Raw genomic sequence first — 23,334 nt, 5'->3', positions numbered from 1 at the left:
TACGGTCACGCTGTCTGCGGTGAGAGGATATTCCTGGGATGCCGAAGAGAGTGGTCCCGCTCATCGAGGTCTCCGGCGATGCGCGGCAACGCGGCGCCGCCTACGGCGAGGCCGCGCGTGCCGAGATCCGTGGTTCGGTGGAGTTCTACCGGGACGCGTTCGCGGCGTCGTCCGGTCTGGACTGGCCCGACGTGCTCGTCGCGGCACGTCAGTGGCGGGCGCTGATCGAGGGCAGCGCACCGGACCTGCTGGTCGAGATGGACGCGATCGCCGAGGGTGCCGGCCTGCATCCCGACGAGATCCTCGCGCTCAACGCCCGGGGCGAGATCGTGCGCAATCACGACAGCGGCTTCGGCCGGGGCCGCTCGTCCGAGCCCGTGGACGGGTGCAGCTCCTACGCGCTGTTGCCCGAGGTGACAGGGGACGGACACACCTACTGCGGGCAGAACTGGGACTGGCGCGCCGGGGTCGAGGCCACGACCGTGCTGCTGCGGGTGGTGCAGCCGCCCAAGCCCACGATCATCATGCAGGTCGAGGCCGGACAGATCGGCAGGCAGGGCGCCAACTCCGCGGGAATCGCGCTGAACGCCAACGGCCTGGGCGGGCGGTTCGAAGCCGGGATCGGCGTGCCCCAGCCGGTGCTGCGGCGGCTGATCCTCGACTCTGCCAGCCTGCGTGCGGCGCTCCAAGTGCCGTTCGACGTGCACCAGCACATCGCGACCAACCTGCTGATCACGCATCGCGACGGCGTTGCCATCGACCTGGAGACGACACCGGTGGCGCATCGCTGGGGTTACCCCGCCGACGGCATCCTTGTGCACGGTAACCACTACCAATTCGGTGTCCCCGAACGACTGCGCGAGACGTACCGGCCGTCTCCCGTGGACTCCCTGTACCGGGTGCCGATCATCACGCGCGGTCTCGGCCTTGCCTCCGGCGCCCGTGACTCGGCCGGGGTCCGCAAGGTCATCGCCGAGACGATGAGCGACCACACAGGACTCCCGGACAGCGTGTGCGCCCACGCCGATCCCGGCCGGCCCGCCGTCAGGCGGAACAAGACGATCATGTCCAGCCTCGTCGACCTCACCACGGGCGAGTACCGGCTGGCCGCGGGCAATCCCTGCGAGAACGACTACGAGCTTCTGCCGTGGCGCCTGTACGACGGGCCGGGCGGCGATCGCACCACTTCCCACAACAACGCCAACTAGGGAAACGAACTGTCATGACAAGACATCGCCATTCCCACCGGCTCTCCGCCGGTGCGCTCGGGTGCGCGACACTCGTACTGGTCGCCGGTTGTGGCGGCGGGGGCGTCTCTCCGTCCCAGGCCAGGGAGAACGTGCGGCTGGTCGACAGCACGCCTGCTGCCACGGGGCCGCTCGACAAGGCCACCTGGTTCATGCCCAAGGAGCCGGCGACTCTCGACCTCGACAACGACGCCTCCGGTGCCACCACCGACACCGTCATGGGCAACGTGTGCGAACGGCTCGTCCAGGCGCAGCCCGATCTGACGATCAAGCCCGGGCTTGCCGAGAAGTACGAGTGGACGTCGCCGACGACTCTCGTGTTCACAATCCGCCAGGGCGTCCGTTTCCACAGCGGCAACGTGATGACGGCGGACGACGTGGTGTGGAGCATGAACCGGCACCGCGCCGACGGGGCGAACGAGTCCGATGAGTTCGGCAACGTCAGCGACATTCGCCAGACCGGGCCCACCGAGGTGACGGTCACGCTGACGCAGCCCGACGCCGTGTTCGTGAAGGCCCTGGCCGGTACGGGTGGTGTCGTCTTCGAGCGCAAGACCGTCGAGGCTCAAGGCGCTGCCTTCGGCACGCCGAGCGGCGGCGACGCGTGCACGGGGCCCCTGGAGCTGAAGTCGTGGGAGTCCGGGCGGCGGATCGTCCTCGGCAAGTTCGCGGACTACTGGGACAAGGCGCGCGTGTCGAAGACCGGTGAGCTCACCATCCGGTGGGCCGATGACGACGCCGTCGTCAACTCGCTGCTCACCGGCGAGGCCGACGGCGCGTACCTGGAGAACATCGCGTCCGCTGCCCGGTTGGCGAACGGTCCGAACACGACGGTCAGCCAGGGCCCGGACACCCGCGTGTGGAACTCGATGGTGACTGAGCGCGGCGCGCTCACCGACGTGAGACTGCGCAAGGCGCTCTCGCTAGCGCTCGACCGGGACGGCGTCTCACGGGCTGCGCTCGCTGGTTTCGGGTTGCCTGCCACCGAACCGGTGGGCCAGGGCGCGTGGGGATACCAGGCCGACAAGTTCCGGGCGGCGTCGGAGCAGTTGGCCGCTGGGGCACCGGCCAAGCCCACCGCGCAGAACATCGAGGCGGCGAAGAAGCTCGTCGCCGAGGTCGGCAACACGCAGCAGATCGTAGTCGCCAGCGACGGCACCACGGTGCGCGACGTGATCGCGAACGCGATCGTGGACGCTGCGAAGACGATCGGCCTCGATGCCAGGATCATCCAGATCCCGCCCCAGCAGTACGGCGACTACTACAGCGATCCGGAGTTCCGCAAGCAGGCCGACCTGTTCACCGACGACTACTTCATCTCGAAGAACGACCCGGTCGGTTTCTACAAGAACGGTGCCTCCGACTCGTCGGTCAACTGGGTCCTCAACGACCCCCAGTACGACGCCCTGGTGCTGCAGGCCAGGGCTGAGCTGGATGACGCGAAGCGGGCCGATCTCGCGATCGACCTCGGGCAGCGGTGGGCCGAGGCCATGCCGTGGCTGTCCGTCGTGCAGAGCCCGACCACGGTCGTGCTCGCCAACGACGTGACCGGTGTTCCCGCGTCCGGTGGCTTCCGGAACTACTCGTGGGCTGCCGACCTCGGAGCGAAGGGCAATTGAGCATGGCGGCCACACTTCTGCGGCGGCTCGGCGCCATGTTCCTCACCTTGGCCATCAGCTCATTCGTCATCTTCGCGGGCATCTATGCCGCGCCAGGCGACCCGGTGACCTTCCTGATCGGCAATCCGGAGAACATGACGCCGGAGCGGATCGCGGCGGTGCGCGCCGAGTACCACCTGGACCAGCCGTTGGTCGTGCAGTACGCCCTGTGGGCGAAGGGCGTGCTGCACGGTGACCTCGGCACGTCCTTCTTCTACCAGCAGCCGGTCTCCGAGCTGTTGGCGTCGCGGCTGCCGATGACGTTGACGCTCGTGGCCATGGCCACGGTGCTGTTCGTCGTCATCGGCGTCTCGCTCGGTGTCGCCTCGGCGCTGCGCCGGGGCGGCCCACTCGACTCGTTCATCACGGGCGGCACCACTTTCGTGAACTCCGTGCCGAACTTCGTGGTGGCGCTCGGACTGGTGTCGGTTTTCGCGGTGCAGCTGCGCTGGTTCCCGGTGGTCGGCGATGGTGCCGGTTTCGCTGATCGGCTGTATCACCTGACGCTGCCCGCGGTGGCGCTCGCGCTCGGATCGCTCGCGCTCATCAGCCGCGTGACCAGACAGACCATGGTCGAGCAGCAGGCCCTCGATCACGTCGAAGCGGCACGCAGCTACGGGCTCGGCACCCGGCGGATCGTGTATCGGCACGTGCTGCGCAACTCGCTCGGCCCGGTGGTCACCATGTGCGGGCTCACCATCGCGGGAATGCTCGCGGGAACCACGGTCATCGAGAGCGTGTTCGGCCTCAACGGGGTAGGCAGCCTGCTCGTCGAATCCATCAACACGCACGATTTCGCCGTGGTACAGGCAATCCTGCTCTACATGGTGCTCGCGTACATGGTGGTCACGATCCTCGTCGATCTGCTCTACCCCCTCCTCGACGCACGCACCCTGATAAGGAGTGACCGATCGTGACGATCGACAGTCTCCGGTCACACCCGACAGCCTCGGCCGGGGGCCGTCGGCGCGGCTCCCGGTGGACCTTCGGTGTTTGCGTCGGAATCCTGGCCGTCGCTGTCGCCGCGGCGGTGTTCGCCCCGCTCGTCGCGCCGTACGAGCCCGACGACCCGGACTTCTCCGCCATCTGGGCGCTTCCCAGCTCCGCGCACTGGCTCGGCGCCGACCAGCTCGGCAGGGACATCCTGTCCAGGGTGATCCACGGCGCGAGGCCGAGCCTGCTCGGAGCGATCGCCCTGCTCGCTTTCGCCACGGCGCTGGGCGTGCTCATCGGGGTGATCGCGGCGTGGCGGCGCGGCTGGGTCGACACCGTGCTCGCCCGGGTCACCGACGTCATGTTCGCGTTCCCGGGACTCCTGTTCGTGGTGCTCATCATCGCGGTGTTCGATCGGGGGTCCGCGACGGCGGTCATCGGTATGGGCCTGGCCTTCGCGCCGGTGATCGCCAAGTTCACCAGGGCGATCGCGCTCGAAGAGCTGGCTAGGCCGTACGTAGACGCCTACCGGTTGCAGGGAGTCGGCGGCGTCCAGCTGCTCGGCAGGTACGTGCTGCCGAACCTGCTGCCCACGCTCGTCGGCTACCTCGTGGTGCTGTTCGGCGAGGGGCTGATGAGCCTGGCCGCGCTCAACTTCCTCGGGTTCGGCGCGCAGCCGCCCAGCTCCGAATGGGGCCTGATGGTGCAGGAGGGCCGTGCGGGCGTGATCCAGGGTTTCTTCGGCCCTGCCATCATCCCGGGTCTCACGATCGCGATCGTGGTCGTCGCGACCAACGTCGTCGGGGTTCGCCTTTCCGACAAGCTTGCAGTGAGGACGTGACGCGTATGTTGTTGGCGATCGAAGACCTCAGCCTGTCGGTGCCCGGCCCTGCGGGCTCTCGGCAAATCTTGCGCAGCGTGTCCCTCGATGTCGCCGAGGGCGAGACGGTGGGACTGGTCGGCGAGTCCGGCTCCGGCAAATCGACGACGGCGAGAGCCGCGCTTCGCTTGGCACCCGACCACGCGTCGCTGTCGGGCACCATCACGGTCTGCGGATACGACATTGTCGCGGACGACCGGGCGACCGTGCAGAAGATCCGGTCGGAACTGGCCGCCATGATCTTCCAGGAGCCGCGAGCGGCGCTCAACCCGGTGCGCCGCATCGGAGACTCGGCCACCGAACGGCTAGTCCACGTCCACGGTGTCGCCAAAGCGCAGGCACGCGAGCGGATCGCGTCGCTATTCGCCGAGGTCGGGCTCGACAACACGGACCACGTGCTACACGCGTACCCGCACCAGCTCTCCGGCGGCATGCTGCAGCGCGTGGTGATCGCCGCGGCGCTGAGCATCAGTCCCCGCCTGCTCCTCGCGGACGAGGCGACGAGCGCGCTCGACGTGACCACTCAAGCGGAGGTGCTCGCGCTGCTCCGGCGGCTCCAGCGAGAGCGGTCGATGGGTGTCCTGTTCATCACCCATGATCTGCAGCTCGCCGCCGCGTACTGCGACCGCGTCTACGTCATGAAGGACGGTTCCGTGGTAGACCACCAAAAGGCCAGCACGATCTTCGTGAACCCGGCCAACCCGTACACCAAGGCGCTGGCGGACGCCGTCCCCAAGCTTCCCGATCGGGAATCCGCCCCGAACTCGATCGAGGCGCGGGCATGAGCGACGCGGTGCGGGTCAGCGGCCTGACCAAGACGTTTCCGGGGCGGCGCGGGGCGGCCCGCGTGGTCGCGGTGCAGGACGTGAGTTTCAGCGTCCGCAAGGGCGAGGCGCTCGGGCTGGTCGGCGAGTCCGGCTCCGGCAAGACCACGGTCGCCCGCGTGCTGGTGGGCCTCACCCGGCCCGACGCTGGCACGATCGCGATCAACGGCCGTAGCAGGGAGCGGAAGGAGCGCGGCAGGTCCGCGCGCCTGCGCCGGGCCAAGGAAGTCCAGATGGTCTTCCAAGATCCATACGGTTCCCTGGACCGAAGGCTGAGCGTCGAGGCCGCACTGCGTGATGTCCTGCGCCGACATCTGCCCGATCCGGCCAAGGAGACCGTGCGGGCCCGGATCGCCGAGCTGATGGACTGTGTCGGGCTCTCCGAGCAGCATCTTGGATCCCGGCCCCACCAACTCAGCGGCGGCCAGCGGCAGCGGGTCGCCATCGCGAAAACCCTCGCCGTGGACCCCGCCGTGCTCGTGCTCGACGAGGCGGTGTCTGCATTGGACGTCTCCGTCCAGGCGCAGATCCTGAGGCTGCTCAACGAGATCCGCGTCGACACCGGGGTGAGCCTGGTGTTCGTCACGCACGACCTCGCCGTGGTCGGTGAAGTGACCAGCGAGATTCTCGTGATGTACAAGGGAGAGGCCGTCGAGCAGGGTGCCACGGCAGACGTGCTGCGCCGCCCCCAGCACCCCTACACCGAGATGCTCCTGTCGTCCGCACCAGGCCCGAACTGGAAACCCGAGCGCGTCGCCGAACTGCGGGCCGCCTTCGCGAGCACGCGATGACGGGTTCCGATCGGCCACCCCGCCGGCCGTCGACGAGTTCGCAGACAACACACCGGCACGGCTGTTCCCGGCGCCTTCGCCGGACAGCGTCGTCCGCCCGGACGAAGATTCAGAAGGTGAACTGGTCGCCACGATGAGACTGCTCGTACTGCCCGGGGACGGCATTGGCCCGGAGATCCTCGCCCCGACCCGAAAGGTGCTCGACGCGGCCGACGCCGCGTACGACCTCGGCCTCGAACTGGAGACCGCCGACATCGGCTTCGCCAGCCTGGCCCGCGAGGGCACGACGCTCCCGCCGACGGTGCTGGACCGGATCCCCGAGGTCGACGGCGTGGTCCTCGGTCCGGTGTCGCACTACGAGTACCCGCCGCGGCACGAGGGTGGGCTCAACCCGTCGGCCGAGCTCCGCGTTCGGTTCGAGTTGTTCGCGAACGTCCGCCCATGCCGGTCGAGGGCGGAGCTCAGTGTCCTGCGGGCACCGATGGACCTGGTCCTCGTCCGCGAGAACACCGAGGGCTTCTACTCCGACCGCAACATGTACGCGGGCACCGGCGAGTTCATGCCGGACGCCGACAACGCGTTCAGCATCCGCAAGATCAGTGCCCGGGGCTGTGAACGGGTTGCCAGGGCGGCGTTCGATCTCGCCCGAGGACGCCGCCGGAAGGTGACCGCGGTGCACAAGGCCAACGTGCTCAAGCTCTCCGACGGGCTCTTCCTCCGCGAGGTGCGCGAGGTCGCGAAGGACTTCCCCGACGTCCAGCTCGACGAACTGATCGTCGACGCCGCCGCGGCCGCGCTGATCCGGCGGCCGGACACCTTCGACGTGATCGTGACCACCAACATGTTCGGCGACATCCTCTCGGACGAAGCGGCCGAACTCTCGGGCAGCCTCGGCCTCGGCGGCTCGCTCAACGTCGGCCACGACGTCGCGGTGGCCCAGGCACAGCACGGTTCCGCGCCGGACATCGCCGGCCAGGGGATCGCCAACCCGACGTCGCTCATCCTCTCCGCGGCGATGCTGCTCGACTGGCGGGGCCGGCGCGACCGCAACGAGGCCTTGGTCGAGGCGGCGGCAGGCATCGAGTCCGCCGTGGAGCGGACGCTCGACGATCCGGGTTCGCGCACCCGCGACCTGGGCGGCAGCCTGGGCACCGCCGAGTTCGCCGACCACGTGGTGGCGCGGCTGCTCACCGGGAGACGTGCGGTCTCGACCCCGAACTGACGTCCATCCTCGCGATCCGCACTGTTGAAAGGAATGGACATGCCCCTGTCCGTCAACCCGGCGACCGCATCGCCGGGTACGACGTGCACACGCCCGAGCAACTCGAACGGAATCAGGGAGTTCGTCAACGTGAAGACCGTGTGGATCGGCCCGGTGGTCCAGGCATGACCGCCGACAACCGGCAGCAGCCATCGATCCTGCGGCCCGACGAGCTGCCCGCCAAGGACCGCGGGGCAGGCGCGCGCACGGTGCCGCTCGTGACGAGCGCGCGGGGTGCCACGGCGTTTCTCAACGGCATCACCAGTTTCGAGCCGGGAGCGGCGATCGCGCATCACACCCACAACGTCGCCGAGTCGGTGGTCATCGTGCAGGGCGAGGCCATTGTGGACATCGACGGTGAGCGGGCCCGGCTGCGCGTATTCGACACGACGTTCGTGCCGGCCAACATCCCCCATCACTTCGAGAACGCCTCGGACACCGAGCCGATGAAGATCTTCTGGACGTACGCCTCGCCGGACGCGACCAGAACGATCGTCGAGTCGGGGGAGCGCTCCCGGATCGACGCCGAGCACCCCGACGGGCCCGTGAGCTCGGCCAGCATCGTGCGCGAGACAGCGCTGATCACCGTACTGCCGGGCCGGGAGAAGGCGTTCGAGGCGGCCGTGGCCGAGGCCGCGCCCCTGTTCCAGCGTGCGAAGGGAGCACGCACGTTCGTCCTGGAGCGCTCGCACGAGAGCCCGCTGCGGTACCGGCTCGTCGTCGGCTGGGAGTCGGTCGACGATCACACGTCGGGGTTCCGGAACTCGCCGGAGTTCCGGCGTTGGCGCGAGCTCATCGGCGACTCGATCGCCGGGCTGCCGGAGGTCGAGCACTTCCACCACGTTCTGACCGCCTTCTGACGGCGGATCCCGCGCGCGTCGCGACCCCGCGACCCGAACTAGCCAGTGACGAGCAAGGAGCACACGAAACCATGGTGAACACCGCCGAACGCGATTCGCAGGGCGCCCACTTCATCGGCGGCACGCCGTTCTTCGCCTCGCGGCACGACCAGCGCCTGTCCTACGCCCTGTACGTGCCCAAGGACCACACGCCCGACGCGGCACCGCTGCCGCTGGTCGTGATCCAGCACGGTACCGGGCGGTCGGCAGAGCTCTACCGGGACCGGTGGAAGGGCTTCGCGATCGAGCACCGCTGCGTCATCCTCACGCCGTTGTTCCCGGCCGGGCTGGTGGAGCCCGGGGAGCTGCACAGCTTCAAGTTCCTGGAGTACGAGGGGATCCGGTTCGACCACGAACTGCTGCACATCGTCGACGAGGTCGGTGAGCGGTTCAACACCGAGACCCAGAAGTTCTACCTGCATGGCTTCTCCGGCGGCGGGCAGTTCGCGCACCGCTTCCTCTACGCGCATCCCGACCGGCTGGCCGGCATCTCGATCGGCGCGCCCGGCCGAATCACGCAGCTCGACGACTCGCTGCCCTGGTGGCTCGGGACCGGAGGGTTCGCGGAGCGCTTCGGCATCGAGATCGACATCGAGGCCGTGCGGAGGGTTCCGGTGCAAATGGTGGTCGGCGGCGACGACGTCGAGAGCTGGGAGATCAACAACCCCGGCGGGCCCAACTGGATGGACGGTGTCGAGAAGACCGGCAGCACCCGGATCGAGCGGCTGGAGACGCTGCGCGACAACTTCACCGCGCACGGGATCGAGGTCCGTTTCGACGTCGTTCCCGGCGTCGCCCACAAGGGCAGCGAGGTGATTCCCGTGGTCCAGGAGTTCATGGCGGAGTTGGTGAGCAGGCGGTGATCCAGCCCCGCGCGGGCCACCTCGGCCGGCACGGAACCAGCGCCGCAACGATATCGGCCGACGTTCGGCCCACCCACGAAAGGACGGTGACCATGGCGACCGATCTGGCGACCGTGGGCATGGGCCCCGTGAGCACGCTTCTTCGGGACCTGTCGAACCGAGGCATGCGACTGCATTCGCTGCTCGTGCACTGGCGCGGGCGTACCGTGCTCGATCTGTGGCAATGGCCGCACGACCCGGATCTCAAGCACAAGCTCCACTCGGCGACCAAGAGCTTCACCGGCACGGCTGTCGGCTTCGCCGAGGCCGAGGGGCTGCTCGGGCTCGACGACCCGGTCGTGGACTTCTTCGATGGTCGGCTGCCCGCGGCTCCCAGCGAGAACCTGAGCCGGATGCGGGTTCGTGACCTGTTGACCATGCAGACCGGGCACGGTCGTGGCCTGTCGGGTGCGACGACCCGGCTGCGGCGGACCGGCTGGGTCGGCGAGTTCCTAGAGGAACCGGTGGTCGAGCTGCCGGGCCGCAGGTTCGTGTACAGCAGCACGACGAGCCACGTCCTCTCGGCGATCGTGCAGGAGGCGTCCGGGCAGCCCGTCGACGAGTACCTGAGCCCGCGCCTGTTCGAACCGCTGGGCATCGTGGACTTCGACTGGGAACGGGACCCGGACGGCGTGGCCAGCGGCGGCAACGGCCTCTCGATGCGACCGCGTGACCTGCTCGCCTTCGGGGTTCTCTACCTCCAGGACGGTGTGTGGCAGGGCAAGCGGGTCCTGCCGACCGGCTGGCCGCAGAAGGCCTCGGCCCTGCACGTCCGGCGCGCCCTCAGCGGGGAATGGAATGGAACGGAACTCGTCGGTCCCGCCACGGACGCCGTCGCCGACTCGGGTTACGGCTTTCAGTTCTGGACCACGGAGGACGGGATCTACAACGCCTCGGGCATTTTCGGCCAGGAGTGCATGGTCTTCCCCGACCAGGACGGGGTCGTCGTCGTCACCGGCGCGATGGGCAACGGCACCTACCACGATCTCCCGAAAATGCTCCGGAAGACGTTCCGCAACGCCTTCGGTGCCATGGCGGGCGACCAGGAGTCCTCTTTGGACGGAAGTGACGAGATCGGCCGGTGGGTGCGGCACGCGCGGCAGCCGGAGCCACTGCGTGCCGGGACACGCCGGGTCGGCTTCCGGGAGACCTACGACTTCGAACCCAACGAGCACGGCCTACATTCCCTGTCGGTCGAGGTGCGGGACGAATCGGTGCTGCTCGTCCTCGATGATGAGCTCGGTCGCCACGAAGTCGAACACGGCGTCGGGCACTGGATCCGGCAGGACACCGGAGCGAGCGTGTGGCGGCTCCACCACTCCTACCAGGACGCGTCCGCCGCCATCCTGGCGGCCGCGCAGTGGTCCGCCCCGAGCGACGAAGATCCCACCACGGACGACGTCCTGCGCCTCACCTGGCACTTCCTCGAATCGCCGTTCGTCGACCAGCTGACGCTGCGCTTCGACGCCGCTGGCGTCGCGGTAGCTCGCGAGGTCAACGTCAACTCAGGCCCGACCGAGCTGCCACCGGTCCGGGGCGTTCCCCGGCACCGGTGACGGCGTCACGCCCCCTCGGCCCGTAGCGCGGACAGCGCCCGGTGGAGCCGGTCGATGAACAGGTCGACGTGCGCGGGCTCCCAGACCAGCGGCGGCCGGACCTTCAGCACATCGCCGCGCGGGCCGGTCGAACCGGCGAACGCGCCCTGCTCGACCAGCCGATCGAGCAGGGCGCGGGTCATCGCGCGGGAGCTCGCCCCATCGGCGGGGAGCACGTCGACGCCGGCGAGTAGTCCGATGCCGCGAACGTCACCGAGCAACGGCTCGGCGGCGGCGAGGTCGCGCAGCCGCTGGCGGAGCCGGGTTCCGACCTCCACCGCCTGCTCGGGCAAGCCGGTCAGCTGCAGGACATCGAGGACGGCGTGACCGGCGGCGGCAGCGACCGGTGTCGCCGCGAAGGTGGAGAAGTACTCATAGCTCCTGGCGAGGACGTCGGCGATCTCGCGCCGGGTGACGACCGCGCCGATGGGGTAACCGGCACCCATCGGCTTGCCCAGCGTCACGATGTCCGGCGTGACTCCGGCGAGCGCGAAGCGCCACAGGTGCGGACCACTGCGGCCGTAACCCGACTGCACCTCGTCCGCGAGGTACAGGGCGCCGACGCCGTGCGCGCCGTCGACGAGCCCGGCGGCGAACTCGCCGGGCACGTCGAGGATGCCTTCGGAGGTGAACTGCGAGTCCGCGAGCACCAGCGCGGGGCTCTCACCCGTGCCGTGCAGCGCCGCCGCGGCACCGGTAACGCGTTGCGCCGCAACGGCTCGCGTCAGTTCGGCGGCGGGACCGTGCGGTGCGGGGTACGTTGCGACGCGCTGCGGCCGGTAACCCTCCGGCCACTCGTTCGAGCTCAGGTCGGCCATCCACTTGGACGTCCCGTGGTAGGCGTGTTCCGCGATGATCGCTCCGGTGGCGCCGGTGTATTCGGTCGCCAGCCGCCAGGCGAGTTCGTTGGCTTCGGTACCGGACGTGGTGAACAGGCAGGTGTCCAGTTCCGGCGGCATCGTGGCCAGGATGCGCTCGGCGAGGTCGACCACGCCGGCGTGCAGGTATCGCGAGTGGGTGTTCAGCGCGGCCAGTTGCCTGCTGACCGCATTGGTGACCGCGGGGTGAGTGTGCCCGATGACGGCGACGTTGTTGTAGGCGTCCAGATAACGCGTGCCGTCAGGGGAGAGGAGCCATGGGCCCTCGCCGCGCACCACCTCGACCGGCCGCCCGTAGAACAGCGGCGACAGTCCGCCGCCCATCGCCTCGGCTCGGCGGCGCGGCAGGCTGTGCCCGGGGATCGCGCTCGCGAGCTCACGGGTACCGGCAAGTCGTTCCATCCGGTCCGCGAGCTGGTCCGGACCGAGCCGGCCGAGCAACTCCAGGACCTGCTCGCTGCCCTGGTCGTACTGGGTGATGTACCGGTGGTTGTCGTGATGCGGACCGCGTCGTGTCGCCGACACCGCCAGCGTCGTCAGCAGGCGGGCGATCACGAGTTCGCCGAGCAGAGCCACTTCAGCCCGGGCCAGCTCACGATGACGCTGGTAGCCGCGGAGCACGGCATCGGCGAGCCGCCACATGTCGCCGTCGCCACCCGCTCCGCGCAGTACCGACGTCAGGCTCGCGGCGAGGTCGCAGACGGCGGCTGTGTGGTGCATGTCGCCGAAGTCGATCACGCCGCTGACGGTGCCCGACTCGGAGAGCACGTTGGTGAGGGTGACGTCGGCGTGCTGGACACCGGACGGGAGCGTGCGGGTCGCCTCAAGCGCTGGCGTCACCCGGACCGCGAGGTCCTGCCACGACCCGGCTCCGATGCCCGAATCGGCCAGCACGATCGGCATCCTCCTGATGTCCCACATCAGGGTTCGGCCCGCCGCCGGATGGAAGAAACCCCGAAGGGCAACGGACATCCGCGCGGTGGCGGCGCCGACCTGCTCGGCGAGTCCGATGTCGAGCGGCTTTCCTTCGAGCGGGTTCCCCGGCAGCAGCGTGATCAGCCTGGCCAGGCAGTCACGGCCGGTGTCATCGCGCAGGCGCACGATCGGCGCGCCCGACTGGGCGGGGACCGTGATCGGGACCGGCAGCCCGGGGTCCGAGTCGTGGACGTGGGCGAGCCCGCGGACCTCCATGTCGACCACTTCGGCGCTCTCGGCGGGGTTGGAGACCTTGACGACGAACCGGCCGTCGACGAGCCCGTTGAGGTCGCGTTCGCTGTCGAGCGATCGCAGCTCCGGATCAGGCAGGTCCCAATGCTCGCGCAGCACGTCCCGGAGCCGACCGGCGGCGAACACGGGTGCGGGCTCCGCGAAGACGTCGGTCGCCGATCCGTCCGGTCCGGCCCACTCTGTGGTCATGACGCCGTGTCCTTTCCCTGCGAATGTGCTCAGAGCCGGTCTTTGATCTTGTTTGTGATGTCGGGGATCGGCGGAGCGAGACGGCGACGGCAACTCCCGCAGGGGCCGCCACCCACGCTAAACGAGCTCGAAGACGAGTTCTCAGCCAATGTCTTCCCGCAGGAACTGCCGGTAGACGAAGGGCAGGACGCCGCCGTTGTTGTAGTAGACGGCTTCCTGCGGCGTGTCCAGCCGCACCTTGACGTCGAAATCCAGGCTGGGCCGGTCGCCGCTCGCTGGCCTGGCCCGGATCGTCACCGAGGAGGACGGGGTCCGCAGCGCGCGCTCGATGCCGATGATGTCGAACATTTCGGTGCCGTCCAGGGCGAGTGACCGGGCGCTCTGTCCGTCGAGGAACTGCAGGGGCAGCACGCCGAGTTGGGCCAGGTTCGCTCGATGGATGCGTTCGAACGACCGCGCGAGCACTGCTCTGACGCCCAGCAGCGCGGTCGCCTTCGCCGCCCAGTCCCGGGATGACCCGGTTCCGTACTCCTCGCCGGCGACGACGATCAGGGGGACGCCCGCCGCCGCGTACGACCGCGCGGCCGCATGGATGGGAACGACAGCACCGTCCCGCGTGAAATCGGGGGTGACCCCGCCACCCTCCGCCACCAGCAGGTTCCGCAGGCGGGGGTTCGCGAACCCGCCGCGCACCATCACCTCGAAGTTCCCCCGACGAGAGGCGTAGGTGTTCAGGTCGGTCTCGCCGAGCCCGGTGAGATAGCGTCCCGCACTGCTCCCCACGGGAATGCGTCCGGCCGGGCTGATGTGGTCGGTGGTGACCGAGTCACCGAGCAGCGCGAGCGCCCGCGCGCCGACGATGTCGTCCGGCCTCGGCGCCTCCTCGGCCGCCGCGTCCAGGAACGGCGGGCGGCGCAGGTAGGTGGATTCGGCCGACCAGCCGAACCGGTCACCGGTCGCCGAGGGCACATCGGCCCAATTCCGGTCGCCGTCGAAGATGCCGGTGTAGGCGTCGCTGAACAGCTCGGGAGTGAGGTGCGCGTTGATCACCGCGTCGATCTCGGCGTCGCTCGGCCACAGGTCGGCGAGCATGACGGGCCTGCCGTCCGCGTCCGTCCCCAGCGGTTCCGACAGCAGGTCGTGCGTGACCGAGCCCACGAGGGCGTAGGCGACGACCAGGGGTGGCGACGCCAAGTAGTTGATCGAGACGTCGTTGTGGATGCGCCCGTCGAAGTTCCGGTTGCCCGACAACACGGAGGCGACGACGACGCCGCGTTCGGCGACCGCCTCGGCGACGACGGGCAGCAGCGGTCCGGAGTTGCCGATGCAGGTCATGCAGCCGTAGCCGACCAGGTTGAAGCCGAGCTCGTCGAGCGAGTCGGACAGACCCGAGCGCCGCAGGTAGTCCGTGACGGTCTTCGAACCCGGTGCCAGGCTCGTCTTCACCCATGGCTTGGTCCCCAGTCCCCGTGCCCGCGCGTTCCGGGCCAGCAGGCCGGCGGCGACCATGACATGCGGATTGGACGTGTTGGTGCACGACGTGATCGCGGCGATGGCGACAGCGCCGTCCTGGACCTGCTGGCCGGGGCCGACCGCAGGGCCCGCGACCGATCCGCCGCTGCGGAGTGCGGGCCCGGCGGTGCGGACCCGCTCGACCGCTGCGGCGGCGTTGCTTCGCATGTCGCCCAGGGGAACGCGATCCTGGGGCCGGCGAGGGCCGGCGAGTGACGCGGTCACCTGGGAGAGGTCGATCCGCAACCGCTCGTCGTAGCGCGGGCTGCCGGCGGGTTCGTGCCAGAGCCCCTGTTCCTTCGCGTAGGTCTCCACGGCGGCGACGTGATCGGGCCGCCGGCCGGTCAGCCGCAGGTAGTCGAGCGTCGCACCGTCGATCGGGAACATGGCGGCGGTGGCGCCGAACTCCGGGCACATGTTTGCGATCGTCGCCCGCTGGGCCAGGGCAATCCCGGCGACGGCGGCGCCGGTGAACTCGATGAACTTGCCGACGACACCGTGCGCGCGCAGCGTCTCGGCGATCGTGAGCACCAGGTCGGTCGCGGTCACGGACGGCCGGAGCTCGCCAACGAACTCGACGCCCACCACCGGTGGGACGACCATGCTCAGCGGCTGCCCGAGCAGGGCGACCTCGGCCTCGATGCCGCCGACGCCCCACGCCAGGACGCCGAGCGCGTTCACCATGGTGGTGTGCGAGTCCGTTCCCGCGCAGGTGTCCGGGAATGCCCAACCGTCGCGGCGCTCGACAACCTGCGCGAGAAACTCCAGGTTGATCTGGTGCATGATGCCGCTGCCCGGCGGAACGACATGGACACCGTCGAGCCGTTCGCCCCATTTCAGGAACCGGTACCGCTCCGCGTTGCGCGCGTACTCGATTTCGATGTTGCGGCGCACGGCGTCCGGGCGGCCCGACACCTCGGTGGCGATGGAGTGGTCGACGGTCAGGTGGCTGGGGATGAGGGGGCTCACGCGGCGTGGATCGCCACCCGCCTCGGCGATCGCGTCGCGCAACGCGGCGAGATCGGTCAGGACCGGAACCCCGTTGGTGTCGTGGAGGAACACCCGGGACGGCGCGAACGAGATGACGTCGGGGGCCCCGTCCACCCGACCGCGGACGAGCGCGGCGATCTGCTCGGTCGTCACGGAGTGCCCGTCCTCGTGGCGCAGCAGGTTCTCCAGGAGCACCTTGTGGCTCAGCGGCAGCTGTTCCGCGCCGGGAACTGCGTCGAGACGGTGCACACGAAAGCGCTCACCTGCGAGATCGAGTAGAGCGAGGCTTTGATAGCTGTTCAGCGCCGCTGTCCGCACCGTGCTCAAGTCATTCCTTCCGTGGACAAGGATATAGGCTATAACATAGCCCAACGAAACCAGGCATGCCATCGTCGTGGACTGGGCGCTGATCCTGTCGGCCGAGAGCGGGCAGTCAGTAGAGTTCGGATCCGCAGCACGAACACCGTTCCGCAGACCCGACAACCTTAGGAGTTCGAGCATGGTCACGCTGTTCGAGAGGATATTGGCTGCCCACAAGGGTATCCGCCCCGATGTTCCGGTGACCACGCTCCAGCGCAGTGCGTTTCTGTCGCGGGAGGCGCAGTGCGACGTCTGGCTGAAGGCGGAGCACCTGATGCCAACGGGCTCGTTCAAGGTGCGCGGTTCCGCGAACAAGATTCGTACGCTGGGCGAGGCCGCGCGGTCCGGTGTGGTCACCGCGTCCACCGGCAACCACGGACTCGGGGTGGCTCGTGCCGGTGCCCTGGCCGGTGTCGGGGTCACCGTATATGTCAGCAATACTGCCGTGCCCTCGAAGATGGCCGCGATCGAGGCCCTGGGGGCGAAGCTCGTCGTGGTCGACGGATCCCCGCTCGACTCGGAGATCGAGGCACGTCGGCATTCGGAGCTGCAGGGCCAGCCGTACGTCGCCCCCTACAACGACCTCGACACGATGGCGGGGCAGGGGACCCTGGGGGTTGAACTGGTCGAGCAGGCCCCTGATCTCGACGCGGTTTTCCTCTGCGTCGGCGGGGGCGGTCTCGCCGGTGGGGTCGGCACCGCGCTCAAGGCGCTGAGCCCGAAAACTCGGCTGGTCGGCGTGTGGCCGGCGGCGTCGAGGTGCATGCTCGACTCGCTGAACGCCGGCCACATCGTCGAAACGCCCGAGTACGACACCCTTTCCGACGGTTCGGCGGGGGCGGTGGAACCGGGTTCGGTCACCTTCCCGGTCTGCCAGGAGGTGATCGACGAAACCGTGACCGTCAGCGAGGACGAGATCGCGCTCGGGATGCGGAAGATCGCCGAGGGGGAGCGGTGGATGATCGAGGGCTCGGCCGGTGTCGCCGTCGCCGGATTGCTCCAGACCGCCGAACGCTACCGAGGCAAGAAGGTGGCCGTCGTGCTGTGCGGCCGCAACGTCTCGGTCGAGACGTTCCTCGCTGCCATGGCACGCGCGGCGAACTGAGCGTGCGCCAGCGGCGCAGTTGAGCAACGAATCGATGCATGTCCGCCGGAGAAGCGCAACGATCGAATGATCTCGGCAACGGATCTCGGCTGTGGCTGCTTCTCATAGGCTATAGCCTGTAACCATGACGACTTTTGCCGAGGACATCATCGGTACCGCGCCCGCTGAGTTCATCGCGTTGGATGAGCGGTGGAGCACGCACAACTACCACCCGTTGCCCGTGGTGGTGGCCAGGGCGGAGGGGGCGTGGGTCACCGATGTGGCGGGGGCGCGATATCTGGATTTCCTGTCCGGGTATTCGGCGTTGAATTTCGGGCATCGGCATCCGGTGCTGGTGGCGGCGGCGGTGGAGCAGCTGAGCCGGGTCACGTTGACGTCGCGGGCGTTCCATCACGATCAACTGGGGTTGTTCTGCCGGGAGCTGGCCGCGCTGACGGGCACGGAGCTGGTGTTGCCGATGAACTCGGGTGCCGAGGCGGTGGAGTCGGCGATCAAGGTGGCGCGGAAGTGGGCGTACCGGGTGAAGGGGGTGCCGGACGGGGCGGCCGAGGTGGTGGTGGCCGGCGGGAACTTCCACGGCCGTACGACCACGATCGTGTCGTTCTCCACCGACGAGACCGCGCGGGCGGAGTTCGGGCCGTTCACCCCGGGTTTCGTGGTGGTGCCCTACGGTGACGCGGCGGCGTTGGCCGGGGCGATCACCGAGCGGACGGCGGCGGTGCTGGTGGAGCCGATCCAGGGTGAGGCGGGGGTGATCGTCCCGTCGGCGGGTTACCTGGCCGAGGTCCGGCGGCTCTGCGATGCGGCGGGGGTGCTGCTGATCGCGGATGAGATCCAGTCCGGGCTGGCCCGAACCGGCCAGGTGCTCGCGCTGGACCACGAGGGTGTCCGCGCGGATCTCTACACCCTGGGCAAGGCGCTCGGCGGCGGGATCGTGCCCGTCTCGGCGGTCGCCGGCCGCGCCGACGTGCTGGGCGTGCTGCGCCCCGGCGAGCACGGCTCCACCTTCGGTGGTAACCCCCTGGCCTGCGCGGTCGGGCGCGCCGTGGTGCGGCTGCTGGCAACGGGGGAGTTCCAGGAGCGGGCCATCGCTCTCGGCGCGCACTTGCACCAGCGCCTCGCGGCCATGCTCGGCCAGGGCCTCGCCGCGGTCCGCGGGCGTGGGCTGTGGGCCGGAGTGGACCTCCCCGCCGACGGACCGACCGGCCGCCAGGTCTCCGAGGCGCTGCTGCGGCGCGAGGTGCTGTGCAAGGAAACCCACGGCCACACCCTTCGTCTCGCACCCCCGCTCGTCATCACCCACGACGAACTCGACCAGGGACTCGACGCACTCGAAGAAGTGGTACGCCCGCGGTAGTGGCGTTCGAGGACATCTCGTCGAGGCTGTCGGCGCAACTGTGCCACCGGCACACGAGAACGCGGGAGTCGAACCGCTGCACGGGAATGCGCGGATTCCTGTCGGGAAATCGATGTGCGTCGCGCATGTCGATGTCGCGGCGGAGTCCCTGGATTGGTTTCTCGAATGACCGGAATGCAAGGACTGGGTGACGAGTACGAGCTGGATGGACGGCATCCACAGGTTATAGCGAACGGCGGCTGGGGTCCGAGTTCGGAACCGGCCCGCCGGGGTCGGCGTCGGCTGCCGTGCCGTGGGCGAGGTGCGGTACGCGGTGCACCGGGGTCTTCCCGTGGCTCGGTGCTGTCGTGGTTTTCCCCTGAATACAAGCAGATCCTCGCCGATCCTGGGTGTGGAGACCGGGTTGCCGCGAAGTCGGCATGGGCTTGCCGACCGCCGTCCTCGGGTGTGACTTGATTGACAGTCTTAGATTATAGGCTGTAGGTTACCGGCCAATTTGAAGTCCACCTCACGAGTCACGAGGGCGTGCGAAATGGCTGAACGAACTCGATGGTTGCGACGAGCGGGTGCTGTGGGGGCGGCTGCGGTGGTTCTTCTCTCGGCGGCCTGCGCGAGTGAGCCCGCCGCTGCACCGAACGAGATCGCCGTGGAGCAGGTGCCGAGCTACTACCCGGTGGACTACCAGAAGATCATCGAAGGGTCCAAGGCCGAGGGCGGAGAGCTGATCATCAGCTCGGGCACCGCCAAGGAGAACTGGGCCCCGGTCTTCAGGGACTTCCAGAAGAAGTACCCCTGGGTCAAGTCGATCCTGGCCAAGGAGAGCGGCGTCGAGATCTACCAGCAGTTGCTGAGCCAGATGGCGACGGACTCGGTGCAGTCCGACATGCTGGTAGTGAGCTCGACCCAGGGATGGAGCGAGTTCGCCGCCCACGAGGGCGCGCTCGCCGAGTACCGGTCGCCGGAACTGGAGAAGCTGCCGGAGTTCGCCGAGCTCCTCCCGAACGTGTACGCGATGTCCATGGACCCGATGGGCATGGTGTACAACACGTCGTTGATCACCGAGGACCTGACCAGCCTCGGAGACCTCGCGGACTACGCCAGGACACACCCCGGCGAGCTCGACGGCAAGGTCGTGGTCCGGAGCGCGGATACCGAATTCGGCTTCACCGTGGCGAAGGCGTGGACGGAGGACAACCCGAAGAACCCGCGTGCCTGGTCGACGTTCGAGCAACTGCTTCCCCTCTCCAGCGCGGAGACGTCCTCCGGCACCCAGATCGAGAAGATCCTCTCGGGCGAGTACTCGGCCGGCTTCCTGATCAGCAGTGCGGTTGGCTATTCGCAGGAGCAGAAGAGTGCCGGTCTGGTCAAGTTCGTCCTGCCGAAGGACGGCACGCTGTTGCTCGGTCGTGGTGTGGGGATCATGAACAAGGCGCCGCATCCGAACACCGCCCGGCTCTTCGTGGACTTCCTGCTCTCCGAAGAGGGCCAGCGCGCGGTGGCGGAGGGCGGGCTCACCGCCTACCGGGACGGCATCTCCGGCACCGAAGGTCTGCGGACGTACCAGGATCTGGTCAAGGAGATCGGTGTGGACTCCATTGTCGTCGTCCCCTTCGAGGCGACTCCTGACGCGGAGCTCGACAGGTTCCGGGCCCGGTTCGAAGAACTGATGAACCGATGACCCCGAACACGACCGAGCTTCGCAGCCGCCCCGAGGCTCAGGGGGCGGCTGCTCCCGGAACCTCGTTGCCGGCGCCGAAGTACCGGCGGGTCCTCGGCATCGACAAGGGTGTGCTGCTGCAGTACGCCACCCTGGCCTTTCTCGCGTTGTTCGTCATCGCGCCGATCGCCCCCATCCTCTACCAGTCGTTCATCGACCGGCCGTTGTACGAGACGGGGAAGATCTTCACGATCGACAACTTCGTCAAGCTGTTCACCGAGGCGGGGTTCGGTCAGGTCATCGTCAACACGGTGCTGCTGGCCGTGCTGACCACGGTCCTGACCCTCGTGTTCGCGGTGCCGATGGCGGTACTCGTGGTCCGGACCAAGCTGCCGTTCGCCAGGGTCCTCGCGGGTTCGATGCAGTGGCCGTTCTACATCTCGTCGCTGATCCTCGGGTTCGGCTGGATCACCATGTACGGGCCCGCCGGCTTCATCAGCGTCGCGGTGCGCAACCTGCTCGGATTCGTGCCGTGGAACCTCTACAGCCTGCCCGGCATGGCGTTGACCGAGGCGGTCGCCCTCGCGCCCATCGCCTACGTCTTCTGCGCGAACGTGCTGCGGCAGGCCGATCCCGCACTGGAGAGCGCGGCTCGGGTGTGCGGCGCGAAGCCCCTGCGGATTCTCCGCACCATCGTCGTCCCCATGCTGCGGCCGCCGATCGTGTACGCCACGATCCTGACGTTCACGTCGTCGATCGAGTCCCTGAGCGTTCCGCTCCTGTACGGCGCGCGGACGGACATCAGGGTGTTCTCGACATTCCTCTACAGCAACGGACTTGAGTCCGTCCAGCCCGACTACGGTGTGCTCGGCGCGGCGTCGATGATCATCCTGGTCGTCACGATCGGACTGGTGTTCCTCCAGGCGCGTGTGCTGAAGAAGGCGCAGCGCTTCGTCTCGGTCCGCGGCAAGGCGAGCCGCCCGCGCCGCCTCGAACTCGGCTGGGTCAAGTGGGTGGGGGCGATCCTGGTCACCGCATACGTCGTCCTCGGCGCCGCGATACCGATCTTCGGCCTCGTCTTCCGGTCGTTCACGTTGGTCTTCACCCCGATGCAGAACCCGTTCCGGACGGTGACGCTGGAGAACTACTCCCGCATCTTCATGTTCGACGACTACACGCGGTCCATCACGAACAGCATCATCGTCGCCGCGGTGGGCGCCGTGGTGGTCAGCCTGATCGCCCTGATCGCCGTCGTCGTGGCGCGGCGGTCCACGTTCCGCTTCCGGCGCGCGGTCGAATACCTCGCGTTCGCACCGCAGGCGATCCCCGGCATCATCGTCGGCATCGGCTTCTTCTGGACCTTCGCACTCCTCCCGAGCAGCGGTCCGTTCAGCCTCATCGCAAAGGGGACGCTCATCGCCGTGATCATCGTGTTCGGGTTCGGCGTGGTGCCCACCGCGTTCAGCTCGATCGCGTCGTCGATCACGCAGATCGGTTCCGAACTCGACAACGCCGCACGGACGTCGGGCGCGGACTGGCTGGGCGCGTTCGTCCGGATCCTGTGGAAACTCCTGATCCCCGCCTTCGTCGGCGCGATGATCCTGACCTTCGTGGCGATGCTGAAGGCCTACGCGTCGGCGTTGTTCGTGGCCTCGGCGAACTCGGAGGTCATCGGTACGACGATGCTCGTCCTGTGGGGGGAAGGGGAGACCGGTTCCGTGGCCGCGCTCGCCACGTTGCAGATCGTCATCACCGCGGCGGTCGTAGGAATCGCGAGCCGCTTCATGAAGGGACACGCCAATGCCTGACGTCCGGCTTTCGCAGGTATCCAAGCGATTCGGGGATGTGTCCGCATTGGACGCGGTCGACCTGACCATCCGCGACGGCGAGTTCTTCACCATGCTCGGTCCGAGCGGGTGCGGGAAGTCCACAACGCTGAACTGCATCGCGGGGCTGGAGGAACCGACGACGGGCACGATCACGGTCGGCGACGTGCCCTTCGTCGACACCGAGCGCAAGTTCCTCGTTCCTCCGGAGGAGCGGAACCTGGGCATGGTCTTCCAGTCGTACGCCCTGTGGCCCCACATGACGGTGACGCAGAACCTCGCCGTTCCCCTGTCCATCCGCAAGGTCCGGCGCCAGGACCGGGCGAAGCTCATCGAGGACGCCCTCGACAAGGTGGGTCTCGCTCATCTGGGGGCCCGGTACCCGCACGAGCTCTCCGGGGGCCAGCAGCAGCGTGTCGCGCTCGCGCGTGCGCTGGTGTACTCGCCATCGGTGCTCCTGCTGGACGAGCCGCTGTCGAACCTGGACGCGAAGCTGCGGGAGCAGGCTCGTGCCTGGCTCAAGCGCCTGCAGGAGGATCTCGGCATCACCACCGTCTACGTGACGCACGACCAGGACGAGGCGCTGTCGCTGAGCGACCGGATCGCGGTGATGTTCGACGGGAAGATGAGCCAGATCGGCACGCCCGCCGAGATCTACGACAGGCCGGTCACGGCGCAGGTGGCCGGGTTCGTCGGCAGCTGCAACTTCCTGCTCGGGAAGGTCGCCGACCGGAGGCCCGGGGTCGTCGAGGTCCGCCTGCAGAGCGCGGACGCGGTGGTCGAGGTCGCGTCGCCGGACACGTTCTCCACAGGCCAGGACGTGACCGTGGCGATCCGCCCCGAGCGCTTGTCCATCATCCCGGCGGACGGCGAGTCGCCCGTGGCGAACGTGCTGGAAACCGACGTGCTGACCCGGGCGTACGTCGGCTCCCGGTTCGAGTACGACCTGCGGCTCGGCACGAGCGTGGTCAAGGTGATCACCCAGGACGGAACGCTGGAGGGCGGTGTACGGCTGGTGTTCGACCGGCAGGACGCGCTCCTGTACCCGGGTGTCGGGGTGCCCTCGGTGGACGCGCAGCAGCTCTCGACAGTGGCCTGACGGGAGGATCGACAGATGCCGGACCGGTGCGGTGAGAACTCCGCGAGTCACTTCCTGCTGGTCGAGGGGGGCGCTCGGGCGGGAACGAAGGTGATCAGCACGGTGTTCGACTTCTTCCGCTCCGTTCTCAAGGAGCCAGCCTGA

17 protein-coding genes are annotated in these 23,334 nt (G+C 68.5%); 15 read left to right on the top strand and 2 right to left on the bottom strand.

Annotated elements, in window-relative coordinates:
• Window positions 1-38 precede the first annotated feature (38 nt).
• The 10 genes from ACTWQN_RS17655 (at window position 39) to ACTWQN_RS17610 (ending at window position 10,951) form a co-directional block, all read left to right on the top strand.
• Complete coding sequence (locus ACTWQN_RS17655) at window positions 39-1,208, top strand: C45 family autoproteolytic acyltransferase/hydrolase (RefSeq protein WP_443204584.1); 1,170 nt, start codon at window positions 39-41, stop codon at window positions 1,206-1,208.
• A gap of 14 nt (window positions 1,209-1,222) precedes the next feature.
• Window positions 1,223-2,866 carry an ABC transporter substrate-binding protein gene (locus tag ACTWQN_RS17650; RefSeq protein ID WP_443204583.1) on the top strand — a complete coding sequence of 548 codons (1,644 nt, stop codon included), beginning with the start codon at window positions 1,223-1,225 and terminating at the stop codon, window positions 2,864-2,866.
• Window positions 2,867-2,868: 2 nt separating this feature from the next.
• The gene (locus ACTWQN_RS17645; protein ID WP_443204582.1) at window positions 2,869-3,822 is read left to right on the top strand and encodes an ABC transporter permease; all 954 of its coding nucleotides are present in this window, start codon (window positions 2,869-2,871) and stop codon (window positions 3,820-3,822) included.
• The gene (locus ACTWQN_RS17640; protein ID WP_443204581.1) at window positions 3,819-4,679 is read left to right on the top strand and encodes an ABC transporter permease; all 861 of its coding nucleotides are present in this window, start codon (window positions 3,819-3,821) and stop codon (window positions 4,677-4,679) included. The genes ACTWQN_RS17645 and ACTWQN_RS17640 overlap by 4 nt, the downstream gene beginning before the upstream one ends.
• A gap of 77 nt (window positions 4,680-4,756) precedes the next feature.
• On the top strand, window positions 4,757-5,503 hold the full coding sequence (locus ACTWQN_RS17635) for an ABC transporter ATP-binding protein (protein ID WP_443204580.1): 747 nt from the start codon (window positions 4,757-4,759) through the stop codon (window positions 5,501-5,503).
• Window positions 5,500-6,333: an ABC transporter ATP-binding protein gene (locus ACTWQN_RS17630; RefSeq protein WP_443204579.1), complete on the top strand. Its 834-nt coding sequence runs from the start codon at window positions 5,500-5,502 to the stop codon at window positions 6,331-6,333. The genes ACTWQN_RS17635 and ACTWQN_RS17630 overlap by 4 nt, the downstream gene beginning before the upstream one ends.
• Window positions 6,334-6,466: 133 nt before the next feature.
• Window positions 6,467-7,555 (top strand): isocitrate/isopropylmalate dehydrogenase family protein, encoded by a 1,089-nt coding sequence (locus tag ACTWQN_RS17625; RefSeq protein WP_443204578.1) that lies wholly within the window; start codon window positions 6,467-6,469, stop codon window positions 7,553-7,555.
• An 83-nt stretch (window positions 7,556-7,638) separates the two neighbouring features.
• Window positions 7,639-8,454, top strand: a complete 816-nt coding sequence (locus ACTWQN_RS17620) for a cupin domain-containing protein (protein WP_443204577.1) — start codon at window positions 7,639-7,641, stop codon at window positions 8,452-8,454.
• A gap of 71 nt (window positions 8,455-8,525) precedes the next feature.
• Window positions 8,526-9,356, top strand: coding sequence for an alpha/beta hydrolase (locus ACTWQN_RS17615; protein WP_443204576.1), 831 nt, complete (start codon window positions 8,526-8,528; stop codon window positions 9,354-9,356).
• A gap of 92 nt (window positions 9,357-9,448) precedes the next feature.
• Window positions 9,449-10,951 carry a serine hydrolase domain-containing protein gene (locus ACTWQN_RS17610; RefSeq protein WP_443204575.1) on the top strand — a complete coding sequence of 501 codons (1,503 nt, stop codon included), beginning with the start codon at window positions 9,449-9,451 and terminating at the stop codon, window positions 10,949-10,951.
• Window positions 10,952-10,956: 5 nt separating this feature from the next.
• Here the strand turns inward: ACTWQN_RS17610 and ACTWQN_RS17605 are convergent, their stop codons facing one another.
• Both ACTWQN_RS17605 and acnA read right to left on the bottom strand, forming a co-directional pair.
• Window positions 10,957-13,284: an aminotransferase class III-fold pyridoxal phosphate-dependent enzyme gene (locus tag ACTWQN_RS17605; protein ID WP_443204574.1), complete on the bottom strand. Its 2,328-nt coding sequence runs from the start codon at window positions 13,282-13,284 to the stop codon at window positions 10,957-10,959.
• A gap of 141 nt (window positions 13,285-13,425) precedes the next feature.
• Window positions 13,426-16,287: an aconitate hydratase AcnA gene (gene acnA / locus ACTWQN_RS17600; protein ID WP_443204734.1), complete on the bottom strand. Its 2,862-nt coding sequence runs from the start codon at window positions 16,285-16,287 to the stop codon at window positions 13,426-13,428.
• Between acnA and ACTWQN_RS17595 the strand changes: the two genes are divergently transcribed.
• From ACTWQN_RS17595 to ACTWQN_RS17575, 5 genes are all read left to right on the top strand, one after another.
• Window positions 16,286-17,251 carry a threonine/serine dehydratase gene (locus ACTWQN_RS17595; RefSeq protein ID WP_443204573.1) on the top strand — a complete coding sequence of 322 codons (966 nt, stop codon included), beginning with the start codon at window positions 16,286-16,288 and terminating at the stop codon, window positions 17,249-17,251. The genes acnA and ACTWQN_RS17595 overlap by 2 nt on opposite strands.
• Before the next feature lie 124 nt (window positions 17,252-17,375).
• Window positions 17,376-18,608, top strand: coding sequence for an ornithine--oxo-acid transaminase (gene rocD, locus ACTWQN_RS17590; protein ID WP_443204572.1), 1,233 nt, complete (start codon window positions 17,376-17,378; stop codon window positions 18,606-18,608).
• 586 nt (window positions 18,609-19,194) lie between these two features.
• The gene (locus ACTWQN_RS17585) at window positions 19,195-20,286 is read left to right on the top strand and encodes an ABC transporter substrate-binding protein (protein WP_443204571.1); all 1,092 of its coding nucleotides are present in this window, start codon (window positions 19,195-19,197) and stop codon (window positions 20,284-20,286) included.
• Between the two features lie 65 nt (window positions 20,287-20,351).
• The gene (locus ACTWQN_RS17580) at window positions 20,352-22,073 is read left to right on the top strand and encodes an ABC transporter permease (protein ID WP_443204570.1); all 1,722 of its coding nucleotides are present in this window, start codon (window positions 20,352-20,354) and stop codon (window positions 22,071-22,073) included.
• Window positions 22,066-23,190 (top strand): ABC transporter ATP-binding protein, encoded by a 1,125-nt coding sequence (locus ACTWQN_RS17575; protein WP_443204569.1) that lies wholly within the window; start codon window positions 22,066-22,068, stop codon window positions 23,188-23,190. The genes ACTWQN_RS17580 and ACTWQN_RS17575 overlap by 8 nt, the downstream gene beginning before the upstream one ends.
• Window positions 23,191-23,334: the final 144 nt, after the last annotated feature.

Origin of the sequence: Saccharopolyspora antiqui (genome assembly GCF_052246905.1) — a bacterium.
Lineage (GTDB): Bacteria > Actinomycetota > Actinomycetes > Mycobacteriales > Pseudonocardiaceae > Saccharopolyspora.
This window is presented reverse-complemented; position numbering and strand designations above follow the sequence as displayed.

What these genes read in the sequence shown, in the direction of transcription:
- ACTWQN_RS17645 (WP_443204582.1), top strand. Translation starts at nt 2,869, where the DNA reads ATGGCGGCCACACTTCTGCGGCGGCTCGGCGCCATGTTCCTCACCTTG.
- acnA (WP_443204734.1), bottom strand. Translation starts at nt 16,287, where the DNA reads ATGCTCGAACTCCTAAGGTTGTCGGGTCTGCGGAACGGTGTTCGTGCT.
- ACTWQN_RS17615 (WP_443204576.1), top strand. Translation starts at nt 8,526, where the DNA reads ATGGTGAACACCGCCGAACGCGATTCGCAGGGCGCCCACTTCATCGGC.
- ACTWQN_RS17605 (WP_443204574.1), bottom strand. Translation starts at nt 13,284, where the DNA reads ATGACCACAGAGTGGGCCGGACCGGACGGATCGGCGACCGACGTCTTC.
- ACTWQN_RS17625 (WP_443204578.1), top strand. Translation starts at nt 6,467, where the DNA reads ATGAGACTGCTCGTACTGCCCGGGGACGGCATTGGCCCGGAGATCCTC.
- ACTWQN_RS17650 (WP_443204583.1), top strand. Translation starts at nt 1,223, where the DNA reads ATGACAAGACATCGCCATTCCCACCGGCTCTCCGCCGGTGCGCTCGGG.
- ACTWQN_RS17610 (WP_443204575.1), top strand. Translation starts at nt 9,449, where the DNA reads ATGGCGACCGATCTGGCGACCGTGGGCATGGGCCCCGTGAGCACGCTT.
- ACTWQN_RS17630 (WP_443204579.1), top strand. Translation starts at nt 5,500, where the DNA reads ATGAGCGACGCGGTGCGGGTCAGCGGCCTGACCAAGACGTTTCCGGGG.
- ACTWQN_RS17655 (WP_443204584.1), top strand. Translation starts at nt 39, where the DNA reads ATGCCGAAGAGAGTGGTCCCGCTCATCGAGGTCTCCGGCGATGCGCGG.
- ACTWQN_RS17595 (WP_443204573.1), top strand. Translation starts at nt 16,286, where the DNA reads ATGGTCACGCTGTTCGAGAGGATATTGGCTGCCCACAAGGGTATCCGC.
- ACTWQN_RS17575 (WP_443204569.1), top strand. Translation starts at nt 22,066, where the DNA reads ATGCCTGACGTCCGGCTTTCGCAGGTATCCAAGCGATTCGGGGATGTG.
- rocD (WP_443204572.1), top strand. Translation starts at nt 17,376, where the DNA reads ATGACGACTTTTGCCGAGGACATCATCGGTACCGCGCCCGCTGAGTTC.